The organism is Thermococcus sp. (assembly GCF_027052235.1).
Classification (GTDB): domain Archaea; phylum Methanobacteriota_B; class Thermococci; order Thermococcales; family Thermococcaceae; genus Thermococcus.
In genome coordinates this window covers 1-15,356 of sequence record NZ_JALUFF010000050.1, presented here as the reverse complement: position 1 = coordinate 15,356, position 15,356 = coordinate 1, and the positions used below count along the sequence as shown (strand labels likewise).

20 protein-coding genes are annotated in these 15,356 nt (G+C 55.3%); 11 read left to right on the top strand and 9 right to left on the bottom strand.

Annotation, left to right across the window (positions count from 1 at the left end; translation table 11 throughout):
- Window positions 1-20 precede the first annotated feature (20 nt).
- The gene (locus tag MVC73_RS05890) at window positions 21-704 is read left to right on the top strand and encodes a translation initiation factor IF-6 (RefSeq protein WP_297508232.1); all 684 of its coding nucleotides are present in this window, start codon (window positions 21-23) and stop codon (window positions 702-704) included.
- A gap of 43 nt (window positions 705-747) precedes the next feature.
- Window positions 748-981, top strand: coding sequence for a 50S ribosomal protein L18Ae (rpl18a, locus tag MVC73_RS05885; RefSeq protein ID WP_297508290.1), 234 nt, complete (start codon window positions 748-750; stop codon window positions 979-981).
- A gap of 2 nt (window positions 982-983) precedes the next feature.
- On the opposite strand, the gene MVC73_RS05880 is transcribed toward rpl18a, so the two are convergent.
- Window positions 984-1,745 carry a hypothetical protein gene (locus MVC73_RS05880; RefSeq protein ID WP_297508229.1) on the bottom strand — a complete coding sequence of 254 codons (762 nt, stop codon included), beginning with the start codon at window positions 1,743-1,745 and terminating at the stop codon, window positions 984-986.
- Window positions 1,746-1,776: 31 nt separating this feature from the next.
- Window positions 1,777-2,376 carry an asparagine synthase-related protein gene (locus MVC73_RS05875; RefSeq protein ID WP_297508226.1) on the bottom strand — a complete coding sequence of 200 codons (600 nt, stop codon included), beginning with the start codon at window positions 2,374-2,376 and terminating at the stop codon, window positions 1,777-1,779.
- Between the two features lie 186 nt (window positions 2,377-2,562).
- Between MVC73_RS05875 and MVC73_RS05870 the strand changes: the two genes are divergently transcribed.
- The 5 genes from MVC73_RS05870 (at window position 2,563) to MVC73_RS05850 (ending at window position 5,065) form a co-directional block, all read left to right on the top strand.
- Entirely contained in the window at window positions 2,563-2,970 is a 408-nt protein-coding gene (locus MVC73_RS05870; protein WP_297508223.1) for a YhbY family RNA-binding protein, read from the top strand.
- 3 nt (window positions 2,971-2,973) lie between these two features.
- A complete protein-coding gene (locus tag MVC73_RS05865; protein WP_297508220.1) occupies window positions 2,974-3,426 on the top strand; it encodes a 30S ribosomal protein S19e in 453 nt (150 codons plus the stop codon).
- A gap of 74 nt (window positions 3,427-3,500) precedes the next feature.
- Window positions 3,501-3,839 (top strand): DNA-binding protein, encoded by a 339-nt coding sequence (locus MVC73_RS05860; protein ID WP_297508217.1) that lies wholly within the window; start codon window positions 3,501-3,503, stop codon window positions 3,837-3,839.
- A gap of 10 nt (window positions 3,840-3,849) precedes the next feature.
- Window positions 3,850-4,143, top strand: a complete 294-nt coding sequence (locus MVC73_RS05855; protein WP_297508214.1) for a hypothetical protein — start codon at window positions 3,850-3,852, stop codon at window positions 4,141-4,143.
- A 22-nt stretch (window positions 4,144-4,165) separates the two neighbouring features.
- Window positions 4,166-5,065: a transcription initiation factor IIB gene (locus MVC73_RS05850; protein WP_297508211.1), complete on the top strand. Its 900-nt coding sequence runs from the start codon at window positions 4,166-4,168 to the stop codon at window positions 5,063-5,065.
- On the opposite strand, the gene fen is transcribed toward MVC73_RS05850, so the two are convergent.
- Both fen and MVC73_RS05840 read right to left on the bottom strand, forming a co-directional pair.
- On the bottom strand, window positions 5,066-6,091 hold the full coding sequence (fen, locus tag MVC73_RS05845; protein WP_297508208.1) for a flap endonuclease-1: 1,026 nt from the start codon (window positions 6,089-6,091) through the stop codon (window positions 5,066-5,068).
- Between the two features lie 101 nt (window positions 6,092-6,192).
- Window positions 6,193-6,648 carry a phosphate-starvation-inducible PsiE family protein gene (locus tag MVC73_RS05840; RefSeq protein ID WP_297508287.1) on the bottom strand — a complete coding sequence of 152 codons (456 nt, stop codon included), beginning with the start codon at window positions 6,646-6,648 and terminating at the stop codon, window positions 6,193-6,195.
- Window positions 6,649-6,871: 223 nt separating this feature from the next.
- On the opposite strand from MVC73_RS05840, the gene acs reads away from it, so the two are divergent.
- The 3 genes from acs to MVC73_RS05825 are packed head-to-tail and all read left to right on the top strand — an operon-like array spanning window position 6,872 to window position 9,930.
- Complete coding sequence (acs, locus tag MVC73_RS05835; protein WP_297508206.1) at window positions 6,872-8,269, top strand: acetate--CoA ligase alpha subunit; 1,398 nt, start codon at window positions 6,872-6,874, stop codon at window positions 8,267-8,269.
- Between the two features lie 55 nt (window positions 8,270-8,324).
- Entirely contained in the window at window positions 8,325-9,170 is an 846-nt protein-coding gene (locus tag MVC73_RS05830; RefSeq protein ID WP_297508203.1) for a hypothetical protein, read from the top strand.
- A gap of 55 nt (window positions 9,171-9,225) precedes the next feature.
- Window positions 9,226-9,930 (top strand): metallophosphoesterase family protein, encoded by a 705-nt coding sequence (locus MVC73_RS05825; protein WP_297508284.1) that lies wholly within the window; start codon window positions 9,226-9,228, stop codon window positions 9,928-9,930.
- Here MVC73_RS05825 and MVC73_RS05820 read toward each other — a convergent pair.
- From MVC73_RS05820 to MVC73_RS05810, 3 genes are all read right to left on the bottom strand, one after another.
- Window positions 9,927-10,289 (bottom strand): PRC-barrel domain-containing protein, encoded by a 363-nt coding sequence (locus MVC73_RS05820; RefSeq protein WP_297508200.1) that lies wholly within the window; start codon window positions 10,287-10,289, stop codon window positions 9,927-9,929. The genes MVC73_RS05825 and MVC73_RS05820 overlap by 4 nt on opposite strands.
- Window positions 10,290-10,364: 75 nt before the next feature.
- A complete protein-coding gene (locus MVC73_RS05815; RefSeq protein WP_297508197.1) occupies window positions 10,365-12,872 on the bottom strand; it encodes a CDC48 family AAA ATPase in 2,508 nt (835 codons plus the stop codon).
- On the bottom strand, window positions 12,869-13,624 hold the full coding sequence (locus tag MVC73_RS05810) for a hypothetical protein (protein ID WP_297508194.1): 756 nt from the start codon (window positions 13,622-13,624) through the stop codon (window positions 12,869-12,871). Before MVC73_RS05810 ends, MVC73_RS05815 begins: the two co-directional genes overlap by 4 nt.
- Window positions 13,625-13,710: 86 nt before the next feature.
- Here MVC73_RS05810 and MVC73_RS05805 point away from each other — a divergent pair, with 86 nt between their 5' ends.
- Window positions 13,711-13,851, top strand: a complete 141-nt coding sequence (locus tag MVC73_RS05805; protein WP_297508191.1) for a hypothetical protein — start codon at window positions 13,711-13,713, stop codon at window positions 13,849-13,851.
- 302 nt (window positions 13,852-14,153) lie between these two features.
- Here MVC73_RS05805 and MVC73_RS05800 read toward each other — a convergent pair whose 3' ends face one another.
- Both MVC73_RS05800 and csx1 read right to left on the bottom strand, forming a co-directional pair.
- Entirely contained in the window at window positions 14,154-14,306 is a 153-nt protein-coding gene (locus MVC73_RS05800) for a hypothetical protein (RefSeq protein ID WP_297508187.1), read from the bottom strand.
- Window positions 14,307-14,317: 11 nt separating this feature from the next.
- On the bottom strand, window positions 14,318-15,356 hold a 1,039-nt coding region (csx1, locus tag MVC73_RS05795; protein WP_297508183.1), incomplete at its 5' end, for a CRISPR-associated CARF protein Csx1.

The following is a 15,356-nucleotide window of genomic DNA, read 5'->3' as shown; positions in this document are numbered from 1 at the left end:
AATTTTTCCGAGGTGACGAGATGCACATTGAGAGGCTCGATTTTGAGAACTCACCATACCTTGGAGTTTACGGGTTTGCGAGCGATAGGGTAGTCCTCCTCAGGGAGGGGCTGGGTGAGAAGAAGCTTGACGTAATTAGGGACGTCCTCAAGGTTCCGATCATAGAGACGAGCGTCATGAAGTCCCGCATAGTGGGCATCTTCACGGCTGGAAACTCGAATGCTATAATAGTCCCGTGGTACATCTGGGACACCGAGCTGGAGCACATCCAGAACTCCCTCCGGGAGCTCGGCATAGACATGGAAGTCGTGCCCTTCAAGAGCAGGCTGACCGCCTTTGGAAACCTGATTCTGGCAAACGACAGGGGGGCACTCGTCAGCAAGGAGTTCACCCGCGAGGAGGCCAAGAAAATAGGCGAGATACTCGGGATTGAGGCCGAGAGGGGCGTTATAGCGGACTACACAGCGGTCGGGAGCGTTGGCGTTGTGACCAACAGGGGCGGTCTCGTCCACCCCGAGGCAACCGATGAGGAGCTTGAGTGGCTCCGCGACCTCTTCAAGGTCGATGTTTACGTTGGAACCGCCAACATGGGAGTTCCCTTCGTCGGCTCGTGCATGCTGGCCAACTCCCACGGCGTCGTCGTAGGGCACCTCACAACGGGCCCGGAGATCGTGAAGATCGAGGAGGCCCTCGGTTTCCTCTGAAAAAACTTAAAAGAGGGCTCCAAAAATTGGTGGGGGGATGAAGATGGAGGTCAAGGTCTACCGCGTTAAGGGAATATTCCAGAGGGGCACTCACAAACAGCCCTTCACGAAGGAGTACAGGGCGCTGAAGCCTGAAGATGTTGAGGAGCTCGTTTACTCAGAGATTGGGAGCAAGCACAGGGTTCCGAGAACCAAGATATGGATAGAGAGCATCGAGGAGATAAAGCCCGAAGAGGCCGAGAACCCCGTCGTCAGAAGGCTCAGCCTCGAACTCTGATTTTATTCTTCTCCCAGCCTAACGCTGAACGTCATGTCATCCTTCTGTTTTCCAACCTTCAGGCATATTGTAAAATCACCGTGTCCGCTTAGACCCATGAATCCGTTTAACGCTTTTTGAAAGCCCTGGGGTGACAGTACTTTCTCGTGAGAGACTACGAGCAGAGGGTCTTTTATGAACCTGTACGTAAAGTCTCCAGACCTTTCATCGAGAAACACCTGATCCTCAACGGCTCGTCCCCTGAGTATAACCTCAGCGTATCCCTTTCTTATGTTCACGTCAACGATCCCGTTGAATCCATTTTGAGTGGGCTTTAGGGAAAGCTGGGCATAGTTCTCGACGTCCCCAGCGTTCAGGACTTCCCTTGGGAAATGAAACCGATATTCCGGCGTTACGTAAAGAATAACCACCCCGTTATCCAGTCTATAGCCCGGGAGTTCGATCAGTCCTGCGCCATTTGGGGAAATCTCAACCCTATAGGGGGAAGAAGGCAACGGGAGCTCCCCTGAAACCACCCTCTGATCCGGCGAAAATTCCCTCGACGTGTTGAACAGCCAGCCTGAAAGGTAACCTGGGCTCCCCCGCCATATTTTGCTACCTACGAGGACACTACTAACTGATCTAAAAATACCAAACTGGGCAGTCACTTTTTCAGAAAAAACGATAGTATCATCAGAGACTTCAGTTTTGGAGATAACATCATGTACGACCCTTTTAATCCTCCCGGAGAACGGCCCCCTCGGAAGAACCGTGAGGATTTCCATACAACCACCTGAGTCTGCTCCGGTGCATGGCTTAAAGGGATTTCCATCCCAGAACCCTTGACTGGTAGTGCCTTTTAGGGAATATTTCGAGCGGGTCTATGCCCCTCTCCCTGAGGAGATGCCTCAGCTCCACCTCATAGTCGGCCTTCTGGAGTTCTTCGCTCTCCCTGATTTCAACGATGAAGAGCCTTTCCGTAAGTTCTCTAATCGTCTTGTAGCCGAGACCGAGGAGTGGCCTTATGTAGGCGACGTTAAACCTGTCCTCCAGCGAGCGGGCCTTCGGAAGGTCGAGGAAGGGAACGCGGTCGTCCCGCCTAGTTCCATCGCTAACCCTCACCACATCTGGCATCGAGGCTAGGGCTTCCAGGGCCTTCTCGTGAATGAACTGGATGGCGTTGTTGGGGTGTCCGTCCCTTATTGCGGTCTCCACAGCACTTTCAAGGACTTCCACGGGGAGCTTGAGAACCCTGTGCTTGAAGCCGAGCCTTTTTGCCGTCTCCCTCGCGAAGCGCCAGTTGTCGAGCAGTCCAAAGGTAACGGTCACCAGCTCGACCTCGTAGCCGAGCCTCGTGAGAACCCATGCAGCTAAGCTTGAGTCCTTCCCGCCGGAGTAGAGGTGATGGACGAGCATGGTCTCACCGAAGGGCCTTTGCCAACTCCCTCTTAAAACCACCGTCTTCCACAACTGGAGCTGAAGTGTTCGACCCTTGCCATTTGGCTGGCCCCCAAGGTTTACACCCGGGAAGCTGGCGAAGAAGTACGGGCTTAGGCCAACCTTTATAAGCCCCTTGCCCGCCCGGAAATTAGGTGAGAGAGTATGAAGAGGTTGCCCGGAAAGGTGAGAAGGTCACTCCGCGCGAGATATTACGACATAGAACCGCGTGCGTGGATAGGGAAAAAGGGACTTGCCGAGAGCGTTATAGAGGAGATAAACACCCAGCTTGAAAAGGATGGGGTCCTCAAAGTCGAGATCAGAAAAGGCGCGCTCATCTCAACGGGGATGGACAGGAAAGCCATAGCCGAGAAGGTCGCGGAAATGACGGACAGCGAGCTCATAGATGTGAGGGGCAAAAGGTTTATATTGTTCAAACCGAGGGAAGGCTGGGAAAGGTATTTAAGGCGCCTTGAAAGAAAGGGCCGGGCCAGACGGGAGGAAAAGCCCGTCCGTAAAGTCAGGCTCGATATCGCTAACTTCAGGAAGAAGTTTAGGAAAGGGAGGGATTGAGGAATGGCGACGGTCTACGACGTTCCCGGTGATTTGCTCGTAGAGAGGGTCGCACAGGCCCTCAAGGAGGTTGAGGAGATAAAGCCCCCGGAGTGGGCGGCTTTTGTAAAGACCGGAAGGCACAAGGAGAGGCTTCCAGAGCAGGAGGACTGGTGGTACTACCGCGTTGCGAGCATACTTAGAAAGGTCTACATCGACGGGCCGGTCGGAATCGAGAGGCTTAGGACTTGGTACGGCGGAAGGAAGAACCGCGGGCACGCCCCCGAGCACTTCTACAAGGCCGGAGGAAGCATCATAAGGAAGGCCCTCCAGCAGCTCGAAAAGGCCGGCTTCGTCCAGAAGGTTCCGGGAGAAGGGAGGATAGTAACCCCGAAGGGCCAGAGCTTCCTCGACAAAATAGCCACAGAGCTCAAGAAGGAGCTTGAGGAGCAGATTCCGGAGCTCAAGAAGTACTGAGCTCCTACTTTTCTCCATCATCCAGAGGATACCTTTTTAACCATTTCCAAGAGTTTTGAAATGGGGGTGAGAGAATGGCGGAGGACATAGAGGAAATCAGGAAGCGCAAGCTCATGGAGCTCCAGAAGAAGTACCTCGAACAGCAGAAAGCGCAGGAGGAGGCCATGAAGAGGGAGATGGAGCTTGAAGCCCAGCTCAACGCCATAATGAGGAGAATTCTGACGCCAGAGGCGAGGGAGAGGCTCGGAAGGGTGAAGCTCGTTAAGCCCGAACTCGCGAGACAGGTCGAGCTCGTCCTCGTCCAGCTCTACCAGGCTGGCCAGATAAGGGAACCAATAGACGACGAGAAGCTGAAGAGGATTCTCGCCCAGATAGACGCGAGGACGAGGAAAGAGTTCAGGATAAAGTGGTAGGGATAACCCGATGGACGCCCGGGAGGTAATACGCATCCTCCATGATAAGGGAGAGGTCAGTCTCGACACCTGGAAGGTCATCTCTGTCAAGAAGAACGATGACGGAACAGCCGACATCCTTTACCGGAACAGGCATGTGGGGAGCGATGATGACCCCGTCTACCTGTGGATTTACGCCAACATTGTTGAAGAGGACTGGGACGTCCGCGTTCTTGAGAGGATAACCTTCAAGAGAGATGACCTCCTCTGGCTGATCCGCCAGGTCTTCCCGAAAGTTAAGGTTTATAAGGGGGTTACTAAATAGCCCGCCGGCCGGGGGTGTTTGAGTGAGCGGGAAGAGAGTCTGTCCCGTGTGTGGTTCTACCGAGTTCATATACGACCCCAGCAGGGGCGAGATAGTTTGTGCCAGGTGTGGTTACGTTATTGAGGAGAACGTTGTGGATGAGGGGCCCGAGTGGAGGGCCTTCGACCCGAGCCAGCGTGAGAGGCGCGCAAGAACCGGTGCTCCCGAGAGCATACTGCTCCACGACAAGGGTCTCTCAACCGATATAGGCATAGACCGTTCCCTCACCGGTTTGATGAGGGAGAAGATGTACAGGCTTAGAAAGTGGCAGAGCCGTTTGAGAGTCAGCGACGCCGCAGAGAGGAACCTCGCCTTCGCCCTGAGCGAGCTCGACAGAATAGCCAGCCAGCTGAGCCTCCCGAGGCACGTCGAGGAGGAAGCAGCGAGGCTCTACCGTGAGGCCGTTAGGAAAGGCCTGATAAGGGGGCGCTCCATCGAGGCGGTCATAGCTGCCTGCGTTTACGCCGCGTGCAGATTGCTAAAGGTTCCGAGAACGCTTGACGAGATAGCCGACATATCGAGGGTTGACAAGAAGGAAATCGGCAGGAGCTTCCGCTTCATAGCTAGGCACCTCAACCTCACCCCGAAGAAGCTCTTCGTCAAGCCGACCGACTATGTCAACAAGTTCGCCGACGAGCTGAACCTGAGCGAGAGGGTGAGGAGGAGGGCAATAGAGATACTTGAAGAGGCCTACCAGAAGGGCCTCACGAGCGGAAAGAGCCCCGCAGGGCTGGTGGCTGCTGCCCTCTACATAGCCGGCCTCCTTGAGGGGGAGAAGAGAACCCAGAGGGAAGTTGCGGAAGTGGCTCGCGTCACCGAGGTAACGGTGAGGAACAGGTATAAAGAGCTCGTGGAAAAACTAAACCTGAAGGTTCCGGTCTGATTACCTCTTCATGAACCAGCTCTCAAGGGTTCTCTGCTTTCCCGCTTTTACTGCCTTCTTCAGCCTTTCAAGGCCGTTTTTAACGCGCTCCTCGCTGAAGTCGTGCTCGTCGCAGAGGAACTTCAGTATTCCCTCCTCATCCGGCTCGCGCCATTTGAGCTCATACTCGTCGGTAACCGGCGGGTTGAGGAAGAACTCTTTTATAGCGTACAGATCAACCTCGCTCTCCTTCTGGTACTTCCTGAGCGGGTCTTTCGTGCGCTTAACTATGGTTAAAGCTTTCTTCGGCCCGATGCCCTTGATTCCGCCGGGGTTGTAGTCAGTCCCGACGAGAATGGCCAGCTCTATCAGCTTCTCCCTGTCTACCCCGAGCTCTTTGAGAACCTCCTCAAGGACGACCAGCTCGGGCTTCACCTCAACGTAAACGTTCTTTCCAGGGAGCTTTCTCCTGCCGGTTATCGTGAGGTTCCTTACAAGTCTTGGCGCACCGAAGAGAAGCGAATCGTAATCCTGACTTGCCGAGGCGTAAACATCGCCCTTTCTGGCCATGTAGGCAGCTTGAGCCTCCCCCTCGCTCGGCGCCTGGACAACTGGGATGCCCATCAGCTCAAGGAGTCTCTTGGCATCGTTTACGAGTTGCTCGTTGACGCGAGTGGCCCTCATGGCGTACTTCTTGGCCTCCTCAAGTTCGCCCCTTTCGAGGGCCTCATACCACTTCTCCTCGGCCTCCTCTCTGACTTCCCTCCTCCTCTCAAGCTCCTTCTTCTTGAACTCGGGTGGTTCGCCGTCGAAGACGTAAGCGGGTTTTATGCCCGCCTCCATCAGGTTGATGGTCCTGTAGAAGAAGCCACTTAGATGGGAGGTTATCCTGCCCTGGGAGTCCATGAGGGGTGTCCCATCGCGCTGTCTTATCGTTGAGAGGAACTGGTACATGGCGTTGAAGGCATCTACGGCAACCTTCTTTCCGTAGAGGTTCTCAAGCTCTATCTCCTTCCTCGGGACGAGCTCGCCTATTTGCACTCCCATCGGCACCACCTGAAAGAAAAGAGGGAGCAAGAGTATTTAGGGTTTGCCTCGGCCTACCGGGTTGCTCATCATACCTCAGAGAGGGGAAGGCTCCTCATCGGCTACTCTTCCCTGAGACCGTGCTGAATGAGGAACTCCTCATGCTTAGTTCTTCTCTGTCTCTCCTGGACGTATATCCAGCCCATAACGAATATCAGAGCCGACATCCCGATGAGGGTCTGCCAGCCGAGCTGATTGTAGTCGAGGGTTATTATTATCTTCCTGACCATCGCCAGGACGCCGAGCTCAACGACGTTCCTCATGCTCACGTGGTGCTCCTTGACGTACATGGCAAGGAGTTCGAATATCTCAAGGAAGATAATTATCAGGACTATCTGGTGCAGGATCTCCTCGACATTAAGGCCGTGAAGGCCCATCTGGACGAGCTGGACGAGCATCACAACTACGTAGCCCATGGTTATCGTAGCGAGGGCTATCACCACAATATCGAAGATTACGTTGAGCCACTTCATAAGCCCCTGCTCTACGAAGCCCATCTCATTTTGCTTCTTCCCCATTTTCACACCCATTTTAGGGCGGGATAATACCTAAAAAGTTTTTCGAAAGGGTCGGAAAGGACGAAACTACTTCGAGGATATCGTCCGCCAGCAAAATTCCTGAAGGGAAGCCTTCGAACTGTTTTTAACGACTGTCGAGTCTCTTATCGGCAAAAGGAGAGGGGAAAGGTTTTAACGGGCTTTTACAGACGTAAAAGTGTAAATGTCATCAGAGGTGATAAAAATGGTTGACCCGAATATCGAGGCACTTTTCAAGCCCAGGAGCATCGCCGTCATAGGCGCCTCTGAAAAGCCGGGTAAGATAGGATACGCGATTATGAAGAACCTCGTGGAATACGGCTACGAGGGCAAGATATACGCCGTCAACATCAAGGGCGTCGAGATAAGGATAGGGAACCGCGTTTTCAAGTCCTACAGGAGCATCCTCGACGTTCCCGACGAGGTTGACATGGCCGTCATAGTTGTCCCGGCCAAGTTCGTCCCCCAGGTCGTCGAAGAATGCGGTCAGAAGGGAGTTAAAGTCCTCCCGATTATAAGTTCCGGCTTCGGTGAGCTCGGCCCAGAGGGCAAGAAGGTCGAGGAACAGCTCGTTGAAACAGCCAGAAAGTACGGCATGAGAATCCTCGGCCCGAACATCTTCGGCGTTGTTTACACACCCGAAAAGCTCAACGCGACCTTCGGTCCTACCGATGTCCTGCCCGGCCCGCTGGCCCTTATCAGCCAGAGTGGAGCCCTTGGAATAGCCCTTATGGGGTGGACGATACTTGAGAAGGTGGGCCTTTCGGCAGTCGTCAGCGTCGGGAACAAGAGCGACATCGACGATGCTGATCTGCTCGAATTCTTCAAGGAGGACGAGAACACGAAGGCCATACTCATCTACATGGAAGGAGTAAAGGACGGGAGGCGCTTCCTTGAGACAGCCAAGAAGGTCAGCAGGGTCAAGCCGATAGTGGTCATCAAGGCCGGAAGGAGTGAGCGCGGTGCAAAGGCAGCAGCCTCTCACACCGGTTCGCTGGCAGGAAGCGACAGGATATACGACGCGGCATTCAAGCAGGCAGGGATAATAAGGGCCTACACCATCGGGGAAGCCTTCGACTACGCGAGAACCCTCAGCAACCTCCCCGAGCCAGAAGGCGAGAACCTCGTGATAATCACCAACGGCGGTGGAATCGGTGTCATGGCAACCGACGCGGCTGAGGAAAGCGGTCTGCACCTCTACGACGACCTCAACGAGCTGAAGGTCTTCTCCAACTACATGCCACCCTTCGGTTCCTACAAGAACCCCGTTGACCTGACCGGAATGGCCGGGGCGGAGAGCTACGAGGGAGCGGTAAGAGAGGCCCTCAGGAATCCAAACATGCACAGCATAGCGGTTCTCTACTGCCAGACGGCTGTGCTTGACCCGAGAGAGTTAGCGGACATAGTGATACGCGAGTACAACGAGAGCGGTAGGAAGAAGCCGTTGGTTGTGGCCATCGTCGGCGGCATAGAGGCCAAGGAGGCAATAGACAGGCTCAACGAGGAGGGCATTCCTGCTTATCCAGAGCCCGACCGGGCCATAAAGGCCCTCGCTGCACTCTACCGCTGGAGCGGGTGGAAGGCCAAGCAGAGGAAGGAGTGACCTCTTTTTAGCTCTTTCCGATAAGCTTTTATAACTCTTTTTCCAACTCTCAAGGGTGAAAGGCTTGAAGAGGGCCTTCCTCATCCTCGGAGTTCTGCTCCTCATCATCGCGGGGATAATGAACAGCGAAATCAACCAGAGGCCTGCCTGCAGTTCAGCGATGCCGGCTCCGAGCCTGTACTTCGGCCTTCACTCAAAGGTTGTCGAAAACGGTGCCCACATAGATGGCTCGCTCCTCGCTCTGGATGTCAATTCAAGCCTTCCGGAGCTGGGTTTAGCCGGAAACGATGTGAAGCTCGTGAAGAGGAGTGGGGTTTACATCCCGAAGGGTAAGGTTACCGGGAAGATTTTAATACCCGAACTCCCGGCAAACGCCAGCTTCAGAGTTTTTTACTCGGATTCGATGGCCCTTCACGTGCCCCCAGTTAACTTCTCCGGCGGGAGGTTCGTTCTCAAGAAGGAAATCACCATAAACGTCTCAAGGGGCTTCAGTCTCAACGCCACCAGTCCCCGGGGTTCGTTCTCGGTTCTCGGCGAGAAGGGGATGGATTTCCTCTTTACAGACTCAAAAGCCTCTGCCGGAAACAGAACCTTTACTGGCTCTCCCCAGAAAGTGCTCGCCTCTTTCTGCACGGGCTGTCGAGGGGGCGTGGGCTTCAGGGTCACAGGGTACCTGATAAGTCTGAAACTCGGACGCGGGGCATTTGATGCCCACGCGGTAACCGTCGAATGGAGACCGGAAAAGCTCGTTCTGAGAAGGGGCTTCTCCTTCAGCGACTTAACCCTCACCATCAACTGCACGGTTGAAATCCCGTCCGCTGAAAGGGAAAGCCGGGACGTTCCGATGCTCACGGGGCTCCTGGGGCTCATCTTCCTCGCCTGGGGACTGTGGAAGATATGAAGACTCGGCCAAATAGCCTATAAGCCCAACCACCATTTTTTATCCGGTGATGCCCATGTTCATCGCTCTCATCTCGGACATCCACTCGAACCTTGAGGCCCTTAAGGTGGTGTGGAGAGAGGTTAAGCGAGCAGACGTAATCCTGTGCATGGGTGACCTCGTGGGTTACGGCCCCAACCCAAACGAAGTCGTCGAGTTCGTGAGGAGAGAGATGGAGCGGAGGGATTTCCTCTGCGTTCGCGGAAACCACGACAACGCCGTCGCTTTCGGCCTCGACTGGGGCTTCAACCCCTACGCCAGGGAAGCGGTCAGGTGGCACCAGAGGGTTATGAGCGTTGAAAACCTTGAGTTCCTAAGGCGTCTTCCCGTGAGGCAACTCTTCACCGACGACACCGGAAGGAGCTATCTCCTGATACACGGCTCGCCGAGGGCACCCCTCGATGAATACCTCTTTCCCTGGCTTCCGGATAGCGAGTTCAGAAGCGTACTCGGCTACGTGAGACAGGACGACCTCCTCGTGGGACACACCCACATGCCAATGCTGAGACTCATAGATGGCAGGAGGATAATCAACCCCGGCTCAGTTGGTCAGCCGAGGGACGGCGACTGGAGGGCCTCGTACGCGCTCATTGATACTGAAGAACCTCCGGAGAACGTTCACTTCCACCGGGTCGAGTACGACGTGGAAGAAACGGCCAGAAAGATAGTTGAAGCAGGCCTTCCGAGGTTTCTGGCCGAGAGGCTCTTCGAGGGCTATTAAAGCTCAAGCTTTATCTCCTTAGGCTTGGGGAGGCCTTCTTCCCTCTCAGACTTCTTCTCGGGTGCGGGCTTCGGCAGTGGCGGGGTCTTCTTCCTTATCTTGGAGCGGGTCGCCAGCTTGGCGGAGTCTATGATTATGACCTCTCCGATGCTCTTTACCGCGCTGACCGGAATCAGGAGGAGCCCCTCGCTGTCGGTGACAAACTCGCTCGTGTCCAGATCCTCGTCAGGTTCAGCCACTATAACGAGTATATCTCCGGTCTCCTCGTCGAAGCTCAGGTCGTAGACCCATCCGAGCCTTATTCCGGTATCTGTTATCAGCTCCACGTCCCTAAGTTTTGAGGCCAGTATCTTGACCATTTTCGCCACCCCTTGTTCGTTCGTGTAGGCCCTTGGATGTCAACGTATAAAACCTTTTTCCAAAAAAAGAGAGGGTCAGAAGGTGTAGTACTCCTCCCCCTCCCTGCCGGGCTTCTTGGCCCTCTTCTCCTCGAAGTTCTTGTAGTATTCGACCATGTAGGGGGTTATGCTCGGCTTAACCTTCTTCAGGGCCTCCTCGAAGTCCCTCCTTGAGACCTTGAGCCTCTCCAGGAACCTCTCGTCCTCCCTTTCCACGAGCTCCCTCGGCAGTTCCCTCATGACCCTCCTCATCGCCCTCAGCGCCGCCTCCCTTACAAGGGCCTCAAGGTCTGCACCGCTGTAGCCTTCTGTCTTCTTCGCCAGCTCGCGGAGGTTGACATCCTCGGCCAGCGGGACGCGCCTCGTGTGGACTTTGAGTATTTCAAGTCTCGCCTTCTCATCGGGCGCTGGAACGAGGATGAGCCTGTCGAAGCGCCCGGGTCTAAGCAAGGCCGGATCAATGATGTCGGGCCTGTTGGTGGCTCCAATGACGACGACACCGCTGTTCTCCTGGATTCCGTCCATCTCGGTGAGGAGCTGGTTGATGAGCCTGTCGGTGACGCGGTCGCCCTCCATTCCCCTCGCGGGAGCTATCGCGTCTATCTCGTCGATGAAGACCACCGTTGGTGCAGCTTGTCTAGCCTTCCTGAATATCTCCCTCACCCTCTTCTCGCTCTCGCCAACCCACTTGCTCAGTACTTCCGGCCCTCTAATGCCTATGAAGTTGGCCTCGCTCTCGGTTGCAACAGCCTTCGCTAGTAAGGTCTTACCCGTTCCCGGCGGCCCGTAGAGGAGAACACCCCTCGGCGGTTCGATGCCGAGCCTCTGGAAGGCCTTCGGGTACTTGAGTGGCCATTCGACTGCTTCCCTGAGTTCCTGCTTTACGTTCTCTAGTCCGCCTATGTCTTCCCAGTGGACGTTTGGAACCTCTATGAGGACTTCCCTGAGGGCTGAAGGCTCGACCATCTTTAACGCCTCGTAGAAGTCCTCCTTCCTGACGCGGAGCTCGCTCAGAACCTCTGGGGGTATCTTCTCCTGCTCGGGGTTTATCTTGCCCTCGTTTATGAGCCTCCTGAGGACGACCATAGCCGCTTCCCTGGCGAGCGCCGCTAAGTCAGCTCCCACGAAGCCGTGGGTCTTCTCGGCCAGCTCCTCAAGCATTCTGTCTATGAGCCTGTTCCTAACTTCAGCGTATATCTCGCCCTCGCTCTTCAGTATCTCCTTGATTTTCTCCTCGGTGGTGGCCTTCTCAACCCGCTCCATGAGCTTTTCTATCCTCTTGGCATCGAAGGAGCCCTTCTCGCGCATCTCCCTGAGGATCCTCAATACCTCGCCCTTATCGTAGTCCGGTTCAAGGGGCATTCCTCTGGTGTGTATCTGGAGTATCTCCTTCCTTCCCTGCTTGTCCGGGACGCCGACCTCGATCTCCCTGTCAAACCTTCCCGGCCTCCTCAATGCCGGATCAATCGCGTCAGGCCTGTTGGTCGCGGCGATGACTATGACCTTTCCACGGCTCTTGAGACCGTCCATCAGCGTAAGGAGCTGTGAAACGACCCTCTTCTCGACCTCGCCAACCACTTCCTCTCTCTTGGGGGCTATCGCGTCTATCTCGTCGATGAAGATTATGCTCGGAGCGTTCTCCTCAGCCTCTTTGAATATCTCCCTTAGGCGCTCCTCACTCTCACCGTAGAACTTGCTCATTATTTCCGGCCCGTTTATCGCTATGAAATGGGCGTTGGCCTCGTTGGCTACTGCCTTAGCGAGTAAAGTCTTACCCGTTCCCGGCGGGCCATAGAGGAGGACTCCTTTCGGCGGTTCAATTCCGAGCCTCTCGAAGAGCTCCGGGTGCTTGAGGGGCAGCTCGACCATCTCGCGGATTTTCTGGATGGCCTCGTCGAGGCCACCGATGTCCTCGTAGGTGACCTCCGGTATGCTCTCCTCCCTCACCTCCACAGCCTGGGGGAGAACCTCAACCTCGGTGTTGTAGGTTATCTGGACTATCCCCTTGGGGACGGTGTTTACAACGACGAACTTGAGTTCGCCGAAGCCGAAGGGCATGGCCTCAAAAAGCCCCCTGAAGAGCTCGTCGAAGGGTGAGCTGTAGTAGGTCTCGCTCCTGCTGCTCGCAACGAGGAGGTCCCCCTTGACCACCGGCCTTCCGAGGAGGTTGCCCTTCACGACATCCCCCGGTATCTGGATGAAGACGCCCTTCTGAGCCGGAGCTAAGACGACCTTCTTGGCCTCGTGAACCTCGGCCTTTCTGACCGTCACGTAGTCGCCTATGCTTACTCCAGCGTTTCTCCTCGTGTAGCCGTCCATCCTGATTATATCCAGTCCCCTGTCGTCCGGATGGGGGTTTGCCACTATCGCGGCGGTCGTCCTTTCGCCTATCAGGGCCACTATATCGCCCGGCTCGACGCCCAGCTTTTTTTGGTACTTCTTGTCGAAGCGCACTATGCCCCTTCCCACGTCCCTCTTCAGGGCCTCTGCAACGCGGAGCTTTACCTCCTCAACCTTCTCATCCGAATCCTTACCAAATATCATCTTAAACGCCTCCTGTGAAGTTCTATCGCCTCCTCAAGGGTCAGGTTGCCGAGAGCAACTTCCCGGGCAAGCCTTGAGGTTATCGTGATGTTTCCGCTCAGCTCACGACTCCTCCTCTTTATGTCCTCTATCTCGCGCTTCGTGGGCTCCTTAACCTCCAGAAGCTCGCCTATCGTAACCTCTCTCCCGGGCCTGAGGCCGATGTTTATGGACGCGACTATATCCAGCACTGCCGAACCCTCAACCCCGCCGACCTTGGGAGTTGTACCTGTCTCGTTGACCACGATTATCGGGTAGTCGTAGCCGAGGAGCCTTCCGAGGGCCTTGAGCATCATGACCCTCTGCCTCTTCGCCCCGTGGCCGACCTTTATCCTCGCCCCAGGATATTTCTCAAGGAGGCTAAGGACGGGCTCAACGTCCCTAGGGCTCTTGAGCTGATGAACCTCAACGACCTTGCCATCGGCTACAACGCTCAGGCCCGGCCTCTCGCCGGGGTCTATCGCTATGAAGACCTTCCTAAACCTCTCCCTGCCTTCTAGCCTCGCGAGGAGCTCGTCTATGAAGTTCTCGTCCCTCACGATGACCTTCACGGGGAACTCCACTTTATCCCTCTCACCCGTAAGGATGACCTCAACGTCGTAGGGAATCCTCTCGCCGACCCGGAGGCTGAGAAAGGGTATCCTGTACTCCTTCAGCACCTTAGTGGCCCTGTAGTAGACCCTCGGGTCGGTCGTTACTATCGCCACCCTCATGGTTGGAGGGTTCTCCGGTTCGTTAAAAACCTTTCCGGAGGAATAAAACTTATAGGCCCTCCAGCCCAACCATTATCGGTGGGAGTATGGAACCTCCTAAAAAGAAAAAGGTCGAAGAGGAGGAAGAGCTCGACGAGGAGTTCGAGCTTGAGGAATGGGAGGACGAGGAGTGGGACGAGGAGGAGTGGGAAGAAGAGGACTGGGAAGAAGAGGACGACGAGTGGTGAGCCCCAGAGCTCGTTTCTTTACATTCTCCCAGCGGTGCGGTCGGTTTTTTATGAGTTTAATGGCGTAGGAATAGAGGCCGAGCTTTAGGAGGTTTCCCGCGTCTTCCCCTGAGAGCTCGCCTATCCTCCTAGAGAGCTTTGGAGGCCTTTCCCTGGTGCTCTCGGAGTAGTCGGTGAATTCAAAAGCCCGGAAGATTGAGAGGACTTCAACCTTTTCGGCGGTCAAATCTGGATAAGGCAAGCCCGTTTTGGCGGGTTTTTCCCTTTGAGGCTCAAGCTCCTCTGGATAATGGTGTGCTCGACTATGAAGACGGTGTCATCCAGCCTCTCCCCCCACCCCCAACGCTAAGCCCGCTCATCTCCTCGACCGGCCACAGGTAAGCCCGCCTTATCGTATCCCCGCTGATCTCCTCTATGCCCCTGCTTTTGAGGAAGAGCTCGCCCTCTTCAGGCATGCATCTAGCATTCAGACACCTCCTAAGGTCTTTGCCGTTATCTCCTCGACGCGCCTCTTTGCCTCTGGCGAATACCTGAGGAAGGTGTGCTTTCTCGCCTCCCTCCCGGCGTCTTTAACGTTCCAGCCCTCCATCCTAGCCTCGGTTGCGTTCGCCTCAAGGCCCGCATGCGCAAGAAAGTTCCGCGGCACTATCGTAGCGTTGGCTTTTTCAAAGCCCAGAAAGTCCCTCAGAGGCATCCAGTCCGGGAAGCGTTTGGCCAGGGCGTAGGCTATGGCCCTGTCCTCTATTTTGCCAAGTTCAACATTTGCCCTCTCCCTGTTGGCGCCCCTGAAGACTCCGCCGGAGATTCTGTAGAGGTCGTCGAGGCTCGGCGGAAGGCCAAGCTTGAATTTTTCCAGGGCCCTCGCCTGAAAGGCCAGCTTCACCAGAACGCCAAAACCCCGGCCAAAGGCCAGCTTTCTCCTCACGGATTTGTTGGAGACCTCGACGTAGCTTTCCCAGGTCTTCATGAGCTCATCAACCGCTTCTTCAATGGGCCCGGTCTCGGGGAAGTTCTCGGCGAAGAGGAGCGGTAAGCCGAAGACGACCGACCCTATCCACGCCTCCAGCTTCCTCTTCTCAGACTTTATAAGCTCGAAGGCCTTCAGCTTTCTTTTGAGTTCTCCCAGGGCGTTCTTCTCGATGAAGTATGGAACCAGGTATTCGTTGAGAGCTGGAAGCCCCTCGGTTAAGGGATGCGGCTCAACTTTGACGTCCTCGATGACGTTAATGCCGAGCTCAGAGCTGAGCTTTGGCACAAAGGGGTCGGAGTTGTAGGCTTTAAAGAGGGTCTCGCTGGTTAGTGTCCTCATCCCGAGGAGTTCTCTGAGTGCACGGTGGACGAGGAAGGTTACGTAGTTCAGCCCGTGGGTTATGTCGAAGTGCACCTCCAGTTTTCCATCAACCGGGATTACCTGGGAGAGGCCGTGGAGGGCGCGATAATAGACGTCCATGGCGTTTCCTTCAAAGGTTCCGTGCTCGAACTTCCCTATGCCGGGAACTAAGAGA

What these genes read in the sequence shown, in the direction of transcription:
- MVC73_RS05890 (WP_297508232.1), top strand. Translation starts at nt 21, where the DNA reads ATGCACATTGAGAGGCTCGATTTTGAGAACTCACCATACCTTGGAGTT.
- rpl18a (WP_297508290.1), top strand. Translation starts at nt 748, where the DNA reads ATGGAGGTCAAGGTCTACCGCGTTAAGGGAATATTCCAGAGGGGCACT.
- MVC73_RS05880 (WP_297508229.1), bottom strand. Translation starts at nt 1,745, where the DNA reads ATGGAAATCCTCACGGTTCTTCCGAGGGGGCCGTTCTCCGGGAGGATT.
- MVC73_RS05875 (WP_297508226.1), bottom strand. Translation starts at nt 2,376, where the DNA reads ATGCTCGTCCATCACCTCTACTCCGGCGGGAAGGACTCAAGCTTAGCT.
- MVC73_RS05870 (WP_297508223.1), top strand. Translation starts at nt 2,563, where the DNA reads ATGAAGAGGTTGCCCGGAAAGGTGAGAAGGTCACTCCGCGCGAGATAT.
- MVC73_RS05865 (WP_297508220.1), top strand. Translation starts at nt 2,974, where the DNA reads ATGGCGACGGTCTACGACGTTCCCGGTGATTTGCTCGTAGAGAGGGTC.
- MVC73_RS05860 (WP_297508217.1), top strand. Translation starts at nt 3,501, where the DNA reads ATGGCGGAGGACATAGAGGAAATCAGGAAGCGCAAGCTCATGGAGCTC.
- MVC73_RS05855 (WP_297508214.1), top strand. Translation starts at nt 3,850, where the DNA reads ATGGACGCCCGGGAGGTAATACGCATCCTCCATGATAAGGGAGAGGTC.
- fen (WP_297508208.1), bottom strand. Translation starts at nt 6,091, where the DNA reads ATGGGAGTGCAAATAGGCGAGCTCGTCCCGAGGAAGGAGATAGAGCTT.
- MVC73_RS05840 (WP_297508287.1), bottom strand. Translation starts at nt 6,648, where the DNA reads ATGGGGAAGAAGCAAAATGAGATGGGCTTCGTAGAGCAGGGGCTTATG.
- acs (WP_297508206.1), top strand. Translation starts at nt 6,872, where the DNA reads ATGGTTGACCCGAATATCGAGGCACTTTTCAAGCCCAGGAGCATCGCC.
- MVC73_RS05825 (WP_297508284.1), top strand. Translation starts at nt 9,226, where the DNA reads ATGTTCATCGCTCTCATCTCGGACATCCACTCGAACCTTGAGGCCCTT.
- MVC73_RS05820 (WP_297508200.1), bottom strand. Translation starts at nt 10,289, where the DNA reads ATGGTCAAGATACTGGCCTCAAAACTTAGGGACGTGGAGCTGATAACA.
- MVC73_RS05815 (WP_297508197.1), bottom strand. Translation starts at nt 12,872, where the DNA reads ATGATATTTGGTAAGGATTCGGATGAGAAGGTTGAGGAGGTAAAGCTC.
- MVC73_RS05810 (WP_297508194.1), bottom strand. Translation starts at nt 13,624, where the DNA reads ATGAGGGTGGCGATAGTAACGACCGACCCGAGGGTCTACTACAGGGCC.
- MVC73_RS05805 (WP_297508191.1), top strand. Translation starts at nt 13,711, where the DNA reads ATGGAACCTCCTAAAAAGAAAAAGGTCGAAGAGGAGGAAGAGCTCGAC.
- MVC73_RS05800 (WP_297508187.1), bottom strand. Translation starts at nt 14,306, where the DNA reads ATGCCTGAAGAGGGCGAGCTCTTCCTCAAAAGCAGGGGCATAGAGGAG.